Source organism: Roseomonas sp. GC11, from assembly GCF_024437745.1.
GTDB lineage: Bacteria > Pseudomonadota > Alphaproteobacteria > Acetobacterales > Acetobacteraceae > Pseudoroseomonas.
In genome coordinates this window covers 123,406-137,026 of record NZ_JANFNY010000001.1, presented here as the reverse complement: position 1 = coordinate 137,026, position 13,621 = coordinate 123,406, and the positions used below count along the sequence as shown (strand labels likewise).

The 13,621-nt window shown below is 71.7% G+C and carries 12 protein-coding genes; 10 read left to right on the top strand and 2 right to left on the bottom strand.

Going from position 1 to position 13,621, the window contains the following annotated elements; all coding sequences use genetic code 11:
- Positions 1 to 73 precede the first annotated feature (73 nt).
- Entirely contained in the window at positions 74 to 2,383 is a 2,310-nt protein-coding gene (locus NON00_RS00620) for a bifunctional salicylyl-CoA 5-hydroxylase/oxidoreductase (protein WP_256016383.1), read from the bottom strand.
- Between the two features lie 151 nt (positions 2,384 to 2,534).
- Here NON00_RS00620 and NON00_RS00615 point away from each other — a divergent pair, with 151 nt between their 5' ends.
- From NON00_RS00615 to NON00_RS00575, 9 genes are all read left to right on the top strand, one after another.
- Entirely contained in the window at positions 2,535 to 3,269 is a 735-nt protein-coding gene (locus NON00_RS00615; protein ID WP_256016381.1) for an SDR family NAD(P)-dependent oxidoreductase, read from the top strand.
- Positions 3,266 to 3,766, top strand: a complete 501-nt coding sequence (locus NON00_RS00610) for a MarR family winged helix-turn-helix transcriptional regulator (protein WP_256016379.1) — start codon at positions 3,266 to 3,268, stop codon at positions 3,764 to 3,766. Before NON00_RS00615 ends, NON00_RS00610 begins: the two co-directional genes overlap by 4 nt.
- A complete protein-coding gene (locus tag NON00_RS00605; protein WP_256016377.1) occupies positions 3,763 to 4,575 on the top strand; it encodes an enoyl-CoA hydratase family protein in 813 nt (270 codons plus the stop codon). Before NON00_RS00610 ends, NON00_RS00605 begins: the two co-directional genes overlap by 4 nt.
- A gap of 6 nt (positions 4,576 to 4,581) precedes the next feature.
- Positions 4,582 to 5,760 carry an acyl-CoA dehydrogenase family protein gene (locus tag NON00_RS00600; RefSeq protein WP_256016374.1) on the top strand — a complete coding sequence of 393 codons (1,179 nt, stop codon included), beginning with the start codon at positions 4,582 to 4,584 and terminating at the stop codon, positions 5,758 to 5,760.
- Positions 5,761 to 5,777: 17 nt separating this feature from the next.
- Positions 5,778 to 7,445, top strand: a complete 1,668-nt coding sequence (locus NON00_RS00595) for an AMP-binding protein (protein WP_256016371.1) — start codon at positions 5,778 to 5,780, stop codon at positions 7,443 to 7,445.
- Complete coding sequence (locus NON00_RS00590) at positions 7,442 to 7,921, top strand: thioesterase family protein (protein WP_256016369.1); 480 nt, start codon at positions 7,442 to 7,444, stop codon at positions 7,919 to 7,921. Before NON00_RS00595 ends, NON00_RS00590 begins: the two co-directional genes overlap by 4 nt.
- A complete protein-coding gene (locus tag NON00_RS00585; protein ID WP_256016367.1) occupies positions 7,918 to 8,307 on the top strand; it encodes a RidA family protein in 390 nt (129 codons plus the stop codon). Before NON00_RS00590 ends, NON00_RS00585 begins: the two co-directional genes overlap by 4 nt.
- Positions 8,308 to 8,506: 199 nt before the next feature.
- The gene (locus NON00_RS00580) at positions 8,507 to 10,012 is read left to right on the top strand and encodes a carboxylesterase/lipase family protein (protein WP_256016364.1); all 1,506 of its coding nucleotides are present in this window, start codon (positions 8,507 to 8,509) and stop codon (positions 10,010 to 10,012) included.
- Positions 10,013 to 10,019: 7 nt separating this feature from the next.
- Positions 10,020 to 10,763 carry an IclR family transcriptional regulator gene (locus NON00_RS00575; RefSeq protein ID WP_256016362.1) on the top strand — a complete coding sequence of 248 codons (744 nt, stop codon included), beginning with the start codon at positions 10,020 to 10,022 and terminating at the stop codon, positions 10,761 to 10,763.
- A gap of 166 nt (positions 10,764 to 10,929) precedes the next feature.
- On the opposite strand, the gene NON00_RS00570 is transcribed toward NON00_RS00575, so the two are convergent.
- Positions 10,930 to 11,892 (bottom strand): Gfo/Idh/MocA family protein, encoded by a 963-nt coding sequence (locus tag NON00_RS00570; protein ID WP_256016359.1) that lies wholly within the window; start codon positions 11,890 to 11,892, stop codon positions 10,930 to 10,932.
- Between the two features lie 128 nt (positions 11,893 to 12,020).
- On the opposite strand from NON00_RS00570, the gene secD reads away from it, so the two are divergent.
- The gene (gene secD / locus NON00_RS00565; protein ID WP_256016357.1) at positions 12,021 to 13,607 is read left to right on the top strand and encodes a protein translocase subunit SecD; all 1,587 of its coding nucleotides are present in this window, start codon (positions 12,021 to 12,023) and stop codon (positions 13,605 to 13,607) included.
- Positions 13,608 to 13,621: the final 14 nt, after the last annotated feature.

Genomic DNA, 13,621 nt, shown 5'->3' with positions numbered 1-13,621 from the left:
CCCGGCCCGCCAGGTTCCATAAAAATGGGGGGGGGCGGGGCCACCCCCCCCCCCCCCCCTTTTTTATTTTCTCTCAGCTGGCGCCATGCCGCTTCGGCTTGGCCTTGCGCTTCAGTTCGAGCAGGTCGGCCCTGTCGCGTTCCGCCGTGCGGAAGAGGGCATCCTTGCCCCAGCGGTATTGCACCGGCACGGTGATGGATTTTTCCTGATATTCCGCCGCCGCGCGCAGGGTGAAGGCCGGGTCGGCCAGATGCGGCCGCCCCAGCGCGACAAGGTCGGCGCGCCCCGCCGCCAGGATGGTGTTGATCTGGTCCGCGCTGGTGATGGAGCCGACGCACAGGGTGGCGATGCCGGCTTCGTTGCGGATCATGTCGGACCAGGGCAGCTGGAACATGCGGCCGTAGACGGGGGCGGCATCGGCCACGGTCTGCCCGGTGGAGACGTCGATGAGATCGGCGCCTTCCGCCGCGAAGGCGCGGGCGATGGCCAGCGTATCCTCATCCGAGATGCCGCCCGCCGCCCAGTCGGTGGCGGAGAGGCGGACGCTCATGGGCTTGTCCTGCGGCCAGATTTTTCTCAGTGCGCGAAAAACCTCCAGCGGGTAGCGCAGGCGGTTCCCGACGCTGCCGCCATACTCATCCGTTCGGGTGTTGGTCAGCGGCGAGAGGAAGCTGGCGAGCAGGTAGCCATGGGCGCAGTGGAGTTCCAGCATGTCGAAGCCGGCGCGGTCGCCCCGGATGGCGGCGGCGACGAACTGGTCGCGCACGCGGTCCATGTCGGCGCGGTCCATTGCCTTCGGCACCTGACTCTCCGGGTAATACGGAATCGGGCTGGCCGAGAGGATGGGCCAGGCGCCGCTCTCCAGCGGGCGGTCCATGCCGTCCCACATCAGCTTCGTGGCGCCCTTGCGCCCGGCATGGCCAAGCTGGAGGGCGATGCGCGCCCTGCCCTGGCCGTGGACGAAGCGGATGATGCGCGCCCAGGCGGCTTCCTGCGCGTCGTTCCACAGGCCGGCGCAGCCCGGGGTGATGCGGGCTTCCGGGGCGGGGCAGGTCATCTCGGTGAAGATCAGCCCGGCGCCGCCGGCGGCGCGGCTGCCATAGTGGACGAGGTGCCAGTCCCCAGGCAGGCCGTCCTCCGCGCTGTACTGGCACATGGGGGAGACGACGACGCGGTTGTCGAGTTCCAGGCCGCGCAGGCGGAAGGGCTGGAACATGGGCGTGGCCTTCTCGCGCGCGGGCAGGCCGGCGGCGCGCGCCTGCTGCGCGAACATGCCCTGCGCCTCCGCCACGAAATCCGGCGCGCGGAGGGCGAGGTTCTCCCAGGTGATGGCCTTGCTGCGCGTCATCACGCCGAAGGCGAACTGCGCCGGGGGCATGTGCCAGAAGCGCTTCACATGCTCGAACCAGACGAGGGAGACATCCGCCGCGTGCTGGGTTTTTTCCACCTCGGTGCGGCGGGCGGATTCGTAGCGGGCGAGGCAGGTGGCGACATCGCCGCCGGCCATGAAGGCGGCGTGCAGGCCGATGGCGTCCTCCATGGCCAGCTTGGTGCCGGAGCCGATGGAGAAATGCGCGCTGGCCTTGGCATCGCCGAGCAGGACCATGTTGTCCTTCACCCAGCGGGCGCAGCGCAGGGCGGGGAAGCGCCGCCACAGGCTGCGGTTGGTCAGCAGGCGGTGGCCCTGCAATTCCTCGGCGAAGATTTTTTCGAGGTAGGCGGCGCTCTGGGCCTCGTCCATCGCGCCGAGGCCGGCGCGGGCGAAGGTCTCGGGGTCGGTCTCCAGCACCCAGGTGCTGGCATTCGCCTCATACTGGTAGCAATGGGCGATGAAGATGCCCGCCTCCGTCTCCTTGAAGAAGAAGGTGAAGGCGTCGAAGGGGCGGGTGGAGCCCATCCAGGCGAAGCGGTTGGGCCGCAGGTCGATGCTGGGCTGGAAATGGTCGGCAAAACGCTCGCGCACCGGGCTGTTGATGCCGTCGGCGACGATGATGAGATCGGCCTCGGGGAAATCCTCCGGCTGCGCCTCGCGGCCGAAGATCAGTTCCACGCCGAGTTCGCGCGCCCGCGCCTGGAGCAGCAGCAGCAGGGTGCGGCGCGAGCAGCCGCAGAAGCCGTTGCCGCCGATGCGGTGGGTGGCGCCGCGCGCCTGGATCTCGATATCGTCCCAGTAGGCGAAGGCCTCGGTGATGGCGCGGTAGGAGGGCGCGTCGGCGGCGGCGAAGGTGTCGAGCGTCTGGTCGCTGAAGACGACGCCGAAGCCGAAGGTGTCATCCGCCTGGTTGCGCTCGACGATGGTGACCTGGGCCTCCGGCCGGTCGCGCTTCATCAGGATGGCGAAATACAGCCCGGCGGGTCCGCCGCCGATCACCGCGATACGCATGGCACGCTGTCTCCTATGGCCGGCTTTTCGGGCCGTCTCTTCTGGCTGGCAGATAGTTTAAGCTTCAAGAATTACGCCCGGCAACCGCAAAGCGCCCTTGCGGGCCAGCAACGGATCGTTTTAGGCTTCAAGCAATCATGGAGGGGCCGGCATGGCGGGCAGTCGGGCATTGGTGACGGGGGGGGGCAGCGGCATCGGCGCCGCCATCGCCGCCGCGCTGACGGCGGCGGGCCACACGGTCACCATCCTGGGCCGCCGGGCGGAGAAGCTGGAGGCGGTGCGCGCCGCCGGCCATGCCGATGCCATCCTGGCCCTCGACATCACGCAGGAAGCGGCGCTGGCGGCGGCGCTGGCCGCGCTGCCCCCCTTCCCCATCGTGGTGAATGCCGCCGGGGCGGCGGAAAGCGCGCCCTTCCTGAAGAGCGACGCCGCGCTGTGGGAGCGCATGCTGCGCGTCAACCTGCTGGGCGCGGTGGCGCTGAGCCGGGCCGTGCTGCCGGGCATGCTGGCGGCGGGGCATGGGCGGATCGTGCATGTCGCCTCCACCGCCGCGCTGAAGGGCTATCCTTACGTGACCGCCTACACGGCGGCGAAGCATGCGCTGCTCGGCCTGGTGCGCGCCCTGGCGCTGGAAGTCGCCGGCAAGGGCGTGACGGTGAACGCCGTCTGCCCCGGCTTCACGGAGACGGAGATCGTGGCCGAGAGCATCGCGCGCATCATGGCGCGCACCGGGCGCGACGAGGCCGCGGCGCGGGCGGAACTGACGCGCCACAACCCGCAGGGCCGGCTGGTGCAGCCGGCCGAGGTGGCGGAGGCCGTGCTCTACCTCATCGGCGCCGGGGCGGTGAATGGCCAGGCCCTGGCGGTGGACGGGGGCGAGACATGAACGCGGTGGATGCCGAGACCGCGCTGGCCGACCAGCCCGAGGGCCACAAGGACGAGCTGCGCCTCTGGCTGCGGCTGCTGACCTGCACGACGCTGGTGGAAAGCGAGATCCGCCGCCGCCTGCGCCAGGATTTCGCCACGACCCTGCCGCGCTTCGACCTGCTGGCGGCGCTGGAGCGCGCGCCGGAAGGGCTGACGCTCGGCGAGATCTCGCGGCGGATGATGGTGTCCAACGGCAATGTCACCGGCCTCGCCGCGCGGCTGGAAGAGGAAGGGCTGATCGCCCGCCGCACGGAGGCGCATGACCGCCGCGTGGCGACGCTGCGGCTGACGCCGCGCGGGCGGCGCGAATTCGCCCGGCAGTCGGCGGCACATGAGGGCTGGATCGCGGCGCTGCTCGGCGGCCTCGCGCCGGAGGAGCGCGCGGCGCTGATGCAACTGCTCGGCCGCGCCAAAGCCTCGGTGCGCGCGGCGCTGACGGAGGAGGACCAGGCATGAGCGGCATCGCGGCGCATCCGGCGCGGCATGTGCGGCTGGCGGTGGAAGGCGGCGTGGCCCGCATCACGCTCGACCGGCCGGAGCGCAAGAACCCCCTCACCTTCGAAAGCTATGAGGAGCTGACGGACATCTTCCGCATGGGCGAGCGGGATGATTCGGTGCGGGCCTTCGTCATCAGCGGCGCCGGCGGCAATTTCTGCTCGGGCGGCGATGTGCACGACATCATCGGCGCCTTGCTCCAGCGCGACACGCGCGGGCTGATGCGCTTCACCGCCATGACCGGCGCGCTGGTGAAGGCCATGCGCGCCTGCCCGCAGCCGGTCATCGCCGCGGTGGACGGCATCGCCGCCGGGGCGGGCGCCATCATCGCCATGGCCTCGGATCTGCGGCTGGCGACGCCGGAGGCCAGGGTGGCCTTCCTGTTCAACCGCGTGGGCCTCGCTGGCTGCGACATGGGCGCCTGCGCCATCCTGCCGCGCATCATCGGCCAGGGCCGGGCGAGCGAACTTCTCTATACCGGCCGCTCCCTCCGCGCGGAGGAAGGGCTGGCCTGGGGTTTCTTCAACCGCGTCGTGGCGGCCGAGGCCCTGCTGCCGGAGGCCGAGGCCCTGGCGCGCGACATCGCCACCGGCCCCGCCTTCGCCCACAGCATGACCAAGCGCATGCTGGCGATGGAATGGGCCATGTCGATCGAGCAGGCGGTGGAGGCCGAGGCGGTGGCGCAGGCCCTGTGCATGACCACCCGCGATTTCGGGCGCGCCTATGAGGCCTTCGCCGCGAAGCGCCGCCCGGAATTCCAGGGGAACTGATCCGCCATGGCCGATCTTTCCTTCCTGGACTGGCCTTTCTTCGAGCCACGCCACGCGGTTTGGGCGCGCGAGGTGGAAAGCTGGGCCGCGCGGCACGCTGAAGCCCTGGTCGACCACCATGACGCCGATGCCAGCACGCGGCGCCTGACGCGCGCCATGGGCGAGGCCGGGCTGCTGCGCGCCGCCGTGCCGGAGGATGGGCGGCTCGATGTCCGCAGCCTCTGCCTCGCGCGCGACATCCTCGCCCGCCATGCCGGGCTGGCCGATTTCGCCTTCGCCATGGCCGGGCTCGGCACCGGCAGCATCACCCTCTTCGGCGACGCGGCGCTGAAGGCGCGTTATCTGCCCGCCGTGCGGCGCGGAGAGTCGCTCGCCGCCTTCGCCCTCTCCGAACCCGAGGCCGGTTCCGATGTCGCCGCCCTCGCCACCCGCGCGACGCGCGACGGCAACGACCACTGGCGGATCACCGGCCAAAAAACCTGGATCAGCAATGGCGGCATCGCCGGCCATTATGTCGTCTTCGCCCGCAGCGGCGAGGCGCCGGGGGCGCGCGGCCTCTCCGCCTTCGTGGTGCCGGCGGACAGCCCCGGCCTCTCGGTGGAAGCGCGCATCGAGGTGACGGCGCCGCACCCGCTCGCCACGCTGCGCTTCGACGACGTCCGCGTGCCGGACAGCCACCGCCTCGGCGCGCCGGGGGATGGCTTCAAGGTGGCGATGGCGACGCTCGATGTGTTCCGCGCCACCGTCGGCGCCGCCGCGCTGGGCTTCGCCCGCCGCGCACTGGACCTCACGGTGGAGCGCGCGGAGAACCGCCACCTCTTCGGCGGCCCGCTCTTCGAGCAGCAGCAGAGCCAGGTGGCCATCGCCGACAGCGCGACGGAGGTGGAGGCGGCGGCGCTGCTCGTCTACCGCGCCGCGTGGCTCAAGGATTCGGGGCGCCCGCGCATCTCGCGCGAGGCCTCGATGGCCAAGCTCTACGCCACGGAGGCCGCGCAGCGCGCGGCGGACCGCGCGGTGCAGATCCATGGCGGGCTTGGCGTCACCCGCGGCCACAAGGCCGAGGAACTCTACCGGGAAGTGCGCGCGCTCCGCGTCTATGAAGGCGCCAGCGAAGTGCAGCGCATCGTGATCGCCCGGGCCGAAAGGGCCCTGGCGGGGGAAGGCAGTCGCACGCCCAAAGCCTGAACACAGGAGGGCGAAGGATGGACGGGATGACGATGGAGCACGCCGCCACCGCGGGCGCGGAGCGCAGCGCGCATGTGGACAGTTTCGTCCACGACAACCTGCCGCCACGCGAGGCGTGGCCGGTGATGCGCCACGACCTGCCGGCGCTGCGCTACCCGCCGCGCCTCAACTGCGCCACCGAATTCATCGAGCGCAACATCACCGCCGGGCGCGGCGACCACCTGGCCCTCATCGCCCCCAGCGAGAGCCTCACCTACCGCGAACTGGCGGAGCGCGTGAACCGCATCGCCAATGTGCTGGTGCGCGATCTCGGCCTGGTGCCGGGCAACCGCGTGATGCTGCGCAGCGCCAACAACCCGTGGATGGTCGCGGCCTATTTCGCCGTGCTGAAGGCGGGCGGCGTGGTCGTCGCCACCATGCCGCTGCTGCGCGCCAAGGAACTCGGCTTCATGCTGCGCAAGGCGCGCATCAGCCACGCGCTGTGCGATGCCCGCCTCGCCGCCGAGATGGACAAGGCGGCGGCCGAGGCGCCCGAGCTGCGGCATCTGCGCTACTGGGGCGATGGCGAGCTGGAAAAACTCTGCGCCGCCGCCTCGCCCGATTTCGCGCCCTGCGACACGGCGGCGGAGGATATCTGCCTCATCGGCTTCACCTCCGGCACCACGGGCGAGCCCAAGGGCACGCTGCACGCGCATCGCGACATGCTCGCCATCTGCGACACCTATTCGGCCGAGGTGCTGAAGCCCGCGCCGGAGGACCGCTTCATCGGCTCCGCCCCGCTGGCCTTCACCTTCGGCCTGGGCGGGCTGGTGCTCTTTCCCTTCCGCGTCGGCGCCACCGGCATCCTGCTGGAGAAGGCGGGGCCGGACGAGCTGCTGCCCGCCATTCAGCAGCACCGCGCCAGCATCTGCTTCACCGCCCCCACCGCCTACCGCGCCATGGCGCAGCGCGCGGGGGAATTCGATCTCTCCAGCCTGCGCCGCTGCGTCTCGGCCGGGGAGAACCTGCCGAAGCCGGTCTTCGAGCAATGGCTGGCGGCGACAGGGCTGAAGCTGATGGACGGCATCGGCGGCACCGAGATGCTGCACATTTTTATCAGTGCGCCGCTGGAAAAAATCCGCCCCGGCGCCACCGGCCTTGTCGTGCCGGGCTTCGAGGCCTGCATCCTCAATGATGAGGGCCAGGAAGTGCCGCGCGGCACGCCCGGGCATCTCGCCGTGCGCGGGCCCACCGGCTGCCGCTACCTCGCCGACCCGCGGCAGGCGCGGCAGGTGCGCTGGGGCTGGAACATCACCGGCGACACCTTCATCCAGGACGAGGATGGCTATTTCTGGTACCAGGCGCGCAGCGACGACATGATCGTCGCCGCCGGCTACAACATCGCCGGGCCAGAGGTGGAGGCGGCGCTGCTCGCCCACCCCAAGGTGCGCGAATGCGGCGTGGTCGGCGCGCCCGATGAGGGGCGCGGCACCATCGTCAAGGCCTATGTGGTGCTGGAGCCCGGCCACTTCCCCGGCCCTGCCCTGGTGAAGGAACTCCAGGACTTCGTGAAGGCCGAGATCGCGCCCTACAAATACCCCCGCGCCATCGCATTCGTGGAGGCCCTGCCGCGCACGGAATCGGGCAAGGTGCAGCGCTTCGCCCTCCGCAAGATGGCCGCCGGGGGGCATAAGACGGACCCATGAACCGTCCCATCCCCCTCGCCGCCGGCGCCCTGCCGGCGGCAGCCTTCCGCGCCCCGGCGCGCATCCGCTTCCAGGAATGCGACCCCGCCGGCATCGTCTTCTTCGCCAACTGGTTCGGCCTCGCCAGCGCCGCCATCGAGGAATGGTTCGGCGCCGAGCTGGGCGTGGATTTCCACGAGTTGCACGGCGCGCGGCGCACCGGCACCGGCTTCGCCCATGCGGAGGCGGATTACTTCATCCCCGGCCTGATGGGGCAGCACATCCTCATCACCCCGCTGGTGGAAGCGATCGGCGGCGCCTCCTATACGCTGCGCGTGCATATCCACAACCAGGAGGGCGCGGAGATGGTGCGGCTGCGCCTGATCTCGGCCACCACCAACCTCGACACGCGCAGGGTCATGCCGATCCCGGCTGACCTGCGCGCGGCCCTGGCCGCCTATCAGGCGCGCTGCGCCCCGCCGGAGACACCCGCATGAGCCTGACACCCCTGCAACCCGAAGGCTGGCCCGCGCCGCGCGGCTACGCCAATGGCATGATGGGCGAGGGCCGCATCCTCTGCGTCGGCGGCCAGATCGGCTGGGACACCGAGGGCCGCTTTCCGGAGGGCTTCGTCCCCCAGGCGCGGCAGGCGCTGGAGAATATCCTGGCCGTGCTGCGCGCCGGCGGGGCGGGGCCGGAGCATATCGCCCGCCTCACCTGGTATGTGCTCGACATCGCCGAGTATCGCGCCAGCCTCCGGGAGCTTGGCGCCGCCTATCGCGCGGTGATGGGGAAGAACTTCCCCGCCATGGCCCTCGTCCAGGTCGCCGGACTGGTGGAGCCGGAAGCCCGGCTGGAAATCGAAGCCACGGCGATTGTTTAATCGAAGAATCTTCTTTTTCTGAAGAAAAAGAAGCAAAAAGACTTTTTCAGTTTGGCGTCCCGCCTCAAGGCACGGGCGGGCCGCCAACGGAAAAAAGTTTTTTGGTTCTTTTTTTCTAAAAAAGAACACTCTTCCCTCCTTCTTGACTCCTTAACCGCTGAACGGGCCATATGCCCGCCCAGCGGATAAGGGCACCTTCATGCGATCTGGCCTCGGCCTTCTCCTCGGCGCCTGGATGGGCCTCGCCCCGGCCCTGGCGGCTGAGCCTCCCCCGGTGGTCACCACCCCGGCCGGCGCGCTGCGCGGCACGGTGGAGGATGGGGTTCGCGTCTTCCGGGGCATTCCCTATGCCGCCCCGCCGGTCGGGGCGCTGCGCTGGCGCGCGCCGCAGCCGGCGCAGCCCTGGGAGGGGGTGCGCGATGCCAGCCGCAGCGGCCCCGCCTGCCTCCAGAAAATGGCCGCCCAGGAGCCGGAACGCAGCCTGAAGGACGGCCCGCAGGGCGAGGACTGCCTGACGCTCAACATCTGGCTGCCGCCCCAGGCGGAGGGGCCGCTGCCGGTGATGGTGTGGATCCATGGCGGCAGCTTCCGCTTCGGCGCCGGCAGCCTCGCCCTCTATGACGGCGCCCATCTGGCGCGGCAGGGCGTGGCGGTGGTGACGCTGAATTACCGCCTCGGCCTGTTCGGCACCTTCGCCCACCCCGCCCTGGCCGAGCCGGGGGAGCCGGGCGGCAATTACGGCCTGCTCGACGCCATCGCCGCGCTGCGCTGGGTGCGGGAGAACATCGCCGCCTTCGGGGGCGACCCCGGCACGGTGACGCTGTTCGGCGAATCGGCGGGCGGCGTCTCGGTGGGGTATCTGATGGCCTCGCCCCTGGCGCGCGGGCTGTTCCACCGCGCCATCATGCAGTCCGGCGGGCTGGACCTGCCGGAATATGACCGCCCGCAAGCCGAGGCCGTGGCGCAGCGCCTCGCCACCGCCTGGGGCGCGGCCGATGCCGCGGCGCTGCGCGCCCTGCCCGCCACCGCCCTGCGCGACGCCCCGACCAGCGCCGCCGAGACCATGCCCTTCCTGGATGGCGCCGTGGTCCCCGCCCGGGCGCGGGATGCCTTCGAGGCCGGGCAGGCGGCGCCGGTGCCGCTGCTCACCGGCTCCAACGATGCCGAGGCCGGCTTCTTCCCGCCCCCCTTCTGGCGCGGCCTGCCCGCCGAGCTGGGGGCGGAGCGCTGGGCGAAGCTCCGCCCGCTCTGCTTCGGCCATGGCGCCGCCAGCGAGGACGCCTGTGCCGGACAACTGGCCTCCGAGCGCTTCGCGGGGGTCAACAACCGGCGGCTGATGCGCGGCGCGGCGGCGCATGCCCCTGCCACGGCCCCGGTCTATGCCTACCGCTTCGCCTGGGTGCCGCCGGCGGCGCGCGGCACCGTGCCGGGCGCCATCCACACGGCCGAGATCCCCTATGTCTTCGGCCATGTCGCGGCCGATCCGGCGGCGGACGCGGCGTCCCGCGCCCTCTCGCGCGATCTCTCGGCGCGCTGGGTGGCCTTCGCCCGCAGCGGCCAGCCCGGCCCTGGCTGGCCCGCCTTCCGCCCCGGCGGGGAGGAGCACCTGCTGCTGATCACCCCCGAGGGCACGGCGCCCGGCGCCAACCCGGCGGCGGCGCTGCTGGATGGCCTCGCCGCCCTCAGCCTGCCCGCGAAGCCGTAGCCGGCGCATGGCGGAGCGCGACCTCAACGGCGGCCAGGTGATCGCCCGCGCGGCGGCGGTGCTGCGCGCGCTGGAGGGCGAGGCGGAGGGGCTCAGCCTCGCCGCCCTGGCGCGGGCCACCGGCCTGCCGCGCAGCACGGTGCAGCGCCTCGTCACCGCCCTCCAGGCGCAGCAGATGGTGGCGCCGCTGGAGGGGCGGCTGCGGCTCGGCCCCGCCCTGGCGCGGCTGGCCGGCGCGGCATGGCTGGATGTGGCGGGCATCGTCCGCCCGCATCTGGAGGCGCTGGCGCGCGCGACGCGGGAGACGGCCAATCTCTCCGTGCTGCGCGGCGCCCATGCGGTGCTGGCGGATCAGGTGGCCTCGGACCAGGAATTGCGCGTCGTCACCCCGGTGGGCACGGCGCTGCCGCTGCACTGCACGGCGCATGGCAAGGCGCTGCTGGCCACGCTGGAGGAGGCGGAGATCGCCCGCCGCCTGGACGGCCCCTGGGAGCGGCGGACGGCGCGCAGCCTGCCCGGCCTGCCGGCGCTGCTCGCCACCCTGCCCGCCTTGCGCGCCGGGGGGATCGCCGAGGACCAGGGGGAGATGCTGGAAGGGGTCTGCGCGCTCGGCCTCGCGCTCGAGACCCATACGGCGGAGCGCTATGCCCTCTCCGTGGTGATGCCGGAGGTGCGCTTCGCCCGGCAGCGCGCGACGGTGGAAGCCGCCCTGCGGCAGGCCGCCCACGCCATCGCCGGGGCCTGCCGCTAAAGGACGCGGTGCCTTGAGAGGGGCTTCGCCCCTCTCAAACCTGCGCGGCAGTGCCGCGCAGCCACCAAAGGCCTGAGGCCTTTGGAAACCCATCTGATGGCGGGTGCAGGGGACCCTGTCCCCTGCTGGGGGTTAGGGGGCAAAGCCCCCTCAAGGCCACAGGCGCTCAGCCCGCCCCGGCGGCGCGCAGGGCCTCGGCCACCGCCTGTTCCACCCGCAGCGCGGCATCCAGCGCGGCGCGGCCGGCGCGGCCATCCACCACCACCGGCGCGCCATCCAGGCAGGCGGCGACGAAGGCGGCCTGCTCGGCCTCCAGATTGTCATGGTCCTGCCAGGAGAGGGTTTCGATGCCATGGCCCGGCACCTGCTCCAGCGCCGTGCCCTGGCCCTTGCGCACCAGCTTCAGCTCGCGCGCCAGGAAGTCCAGGCTGGCATAGCCCTCGCTGCCGAAGACGCGCAGGCGCCGCTCCATCTTCAGGCTGGCGCGGCTGGCGGTGATGGTGGCCTGGGCGCCATTGGCGAAGCGCAGCCGGGCATTGGCGATGTCGATCTTCTCTGACACCACGGCGCTGCCCACCGCCTCCACCGCCACCAGCTCGGCCCCCGCCAGGGAGAGGACGAGGTCCAGGTCATGGATCATCAGGTCGAGGATGACCGTCACATCCAGGCTGCGCGGGCGGAAGGGGGCGATGCGCACCGCCTCCATATAGAGCGGGCGGCCCACCCCGGCGCTGCCGCGCAGCGCGGCCAGGCCGGCGCCGAATCGCTCGACATGCCCGACCTGGAGCACCCGCCCGGCGGCGGCGGCCTGCGCCACCAGCGCATCGGCCTGTTCCAGCCCGGCGGCGATGGGTTTTTCCACGAAGACATGGCAGCCCGCCGCCAGGGCGGCGCTGGCCAGGGGGTGATGATAGGCGGTGGGGGCGGCGATGATCACGGCCTCCGCCGCCGCCATCAGGGCTTCCGCGCTGTCCCAGGCGCGGCAGCCGGCCTCGGCGGCCACCTGGGCGGCGCGCTCGGGGCTGGCATCGGCCAGGCCGAGGAACTCGACACGCGGCGCGCGGGCCGCCTTCAGCGTGTGGAAGCGCCCGAAATGCCCCGCCCCGATGATGCCCAGCTTCAGCCCCATGGCCGTCTCCGCTCCTTCAGCCTGCGCGGCGGCGTGTAGCAGAGAGCGGGCGCGCGCGCATGGTGGGTTGCATCGGCGGCGCCGAGCCAGCATTTTCCGCCCCTCTAGCTTGGGGGGCCTTCTCGGCCATGCTGTATTTCGCGCGGTGGAAGGTCGCCGCCATTCTTGGCGTCATCCTGCTTGGCGTGCTGCTCTCGCTGCCCAGCCTCGTGCCCCGGTCGGCCATCCCGTCCTGGCTGCCGGCGCGCGCCGTCTCCCTCGGCCTCGACCTGCGCGGCGGGTCCTACCTGCTGCTGGAGGTGGACCTGAACGCCGTGGTGAAGGAACGGCTGGAAAGCCTGGCCGATGGCGCCCGCACCCGGCTGCGCCAGGGCAATATCGGCTATACCGCGCTGCTGCCGGAGCAGGCGGCCAACCGCCTCGTCATCCGGCTGCGCGATGCCGGGCAGGCCGCAGCCGCCACCACGGCGCTGCGCGAGCTGGCCAACCCCGTCCCCGTCGGCAATGGCGCCACGGCGCCGGATGTGGAGATCACCCCGCAGCCCGATGGCAGCCTGGCGATGGCGCTGAGCGAGGCCGCCCTGCGCGCCCGCGCCACCGGCGCGGTGGAGCAGTCCATCGAGATCGTCCGCCGCCGCATCGACGAGACGGGCGTCTCCGAGGCGCTGATCGCCCGCCAGGGCAGCAGCCGCATCCTGGTGCAGCTGCCCGGCGTCGAGGACCCGAAGCGCATCAAGGAGCTGCTCGGGCGCACGGCGCGCATGACCTTCCGGCTGGTGGACGACACCGCCAACCCCGCCGCCGCCCTGCCGCCGCCGGGCGTCGAGTTCCTCGATGGCGAGCAGCCCGGCCAGCGCTACGCCGTGCGCCGCCGCGTCGAGGTGGATGGCGCCAACCTGACCGACGCCCGCGCCGGGCAGAACCCGCAGACCGGTGAATGGGTGGTGAATTTCGCCTTCGATTCCATCGGCACCCGGCGCTTCGCCGAGATCACCCGGCAGAATGTCGGCCGCCCCTTCGCGGTGGTGCTGGACACCAAGGTGATCACCGCGCCGCGCATCAATGAGCCGATCACCGCCGGGCGCGGCCAGATCAGCGGCAGCTTCACCGCCGCCACGGCCAATGACCTCGCCGTGCTGCTGCGCGCCGGCGCCCTGCCCGCACCGCTCACCGTGGTGGAGGAGCGCACCGTCGGCCCCGAGCTGGGGGCGGATGCCATCCGCGCCGGCCTGCTCAGCCTCGCCGCCGGTGCCGCCTTCGTCTTCCTCTATATGGGGCTGGCCTATGGGCTGCTTGGCTGGTTCGCCAATGTGGCGCTGCTGGTCAACCTGATCATGATGCTGGCCGCGCTGTCGCTGCTGCAGGCGACCATCACCCTGCCCGGCATCGCCGGCATCGTGCTGACGCTCGGCACCGCGCTCGACGCCAATATCCTGATCAACGAGCGTATCCGGGAGGAGACGAAGCTCGGCCGCCCGCCGGCCAGCGCGCTGGAGGCGGGCTTCACCAAGGCGTCCGGCACCATCTTCGACAGCAACGTGACCAACCTGATCGCCATGGCCTGCCTCTATGGCTTCGGCTCCGGCCCGGTGCGCGGCTTCGCGGTGACGGTGGCCATCGGCACGATCGTGCAGATGTGGACGGCCACGACGCTGGTCCGCCTTTTCGTCGCCGGCTGGTACCGTTCGCGCCGGCCCAAAGTCCTGCCGGTCTGATAGGGGCTAAGACA

Excerpts from the sequence above, each read along its gene's own strand:
- NON00_RS00620 (WP_256016383.1), bottom strand. The coding sequence starts at position 2,383 with ATGCGTATCGCGGTGATCGGCGGCGGACCCGCCGGGCTGTATTTCGCC.
- NON00_RS00615 (WP_256016381.1), top strand. The coding sequence starts at position 2,535 with ATGGCGGGCAGTCGGGCATTGGTGACGGGGGGGGGCAGCGGCATCGGC.
- NON00_RS00610 (WP_256016379.1), top strand. The coding sequence starts at position 3,266 with ATGAACGCGGTGGATGCCGAGACCGCGCTGGCCGACCAGCCCGAGGGC.
- NON00_RS00605 (WP_256016377.1), top strand. The coding sequence starts at position 3,763 with ATGAGCGGCATCGCGGCGCATCCGGCGCGGCATGTGCGGCTGGCGGTG.
- NON00_RS00600 (WP_256016374.1), top strand. The coding sequence starts at position 4,582 with ATGGCCGATCTTTCCTTCCTGGACTGGCCTTTCTTCGAGCCACGCCAC.
- NON00_RS00595 (WP_256016371.1), top strand. The coding sequence starts at position 5,778 with ATGGACGGGATGACGATGGAGCACGCCGCCACCGCGGGCGCGGAGCGC.
- NON00_RS00590 (WP_256016369.1), top strand. The coding sequence starts at position 7,442 with ATGAACCGTCCCATCCCCCTCGCCGCCGGCGCCCTGCCGGCGGCAGCC.
- NON00_RS00585 (WP_256016367.1), top strand. The coding sequence starts at position 7,918 with ATGAGCCTGACACCCCTGCAACCCGAAGGCTGGCCCGCGCCGCGCGGC.
- NON00_RS00580 (WP_256016364.1), top strand. The coding sequence starts at position 8,507 with ATGCGATCTGGCCTCGGCCTTCTCCTCGGCGCCTGGATGGGCCTCGCC.
- NON00_RS00575 (WP_256016362.1), top strand. The coding sequence starts at position 10,020 with ATGGCGGAGCGCGACCTCAACGGCGGCCAGGTGATCGCCCGCGCGGCG.
- NON00_RS00570 (WP_256016359.1), bottom strand. The coding sequence starts at position 11,892 with ATGGGGCTGAAGCTGGGCATCATCGGGGCGGGGCATTTCGGGCGCTTC.
- secD (WP_256016357.1), top strand. The coding sequence starts at position 12,021 with ATGCTGTATTTCGCGCGGTGGAAGGTCGCCGCCATTCTTGGCGTCATC.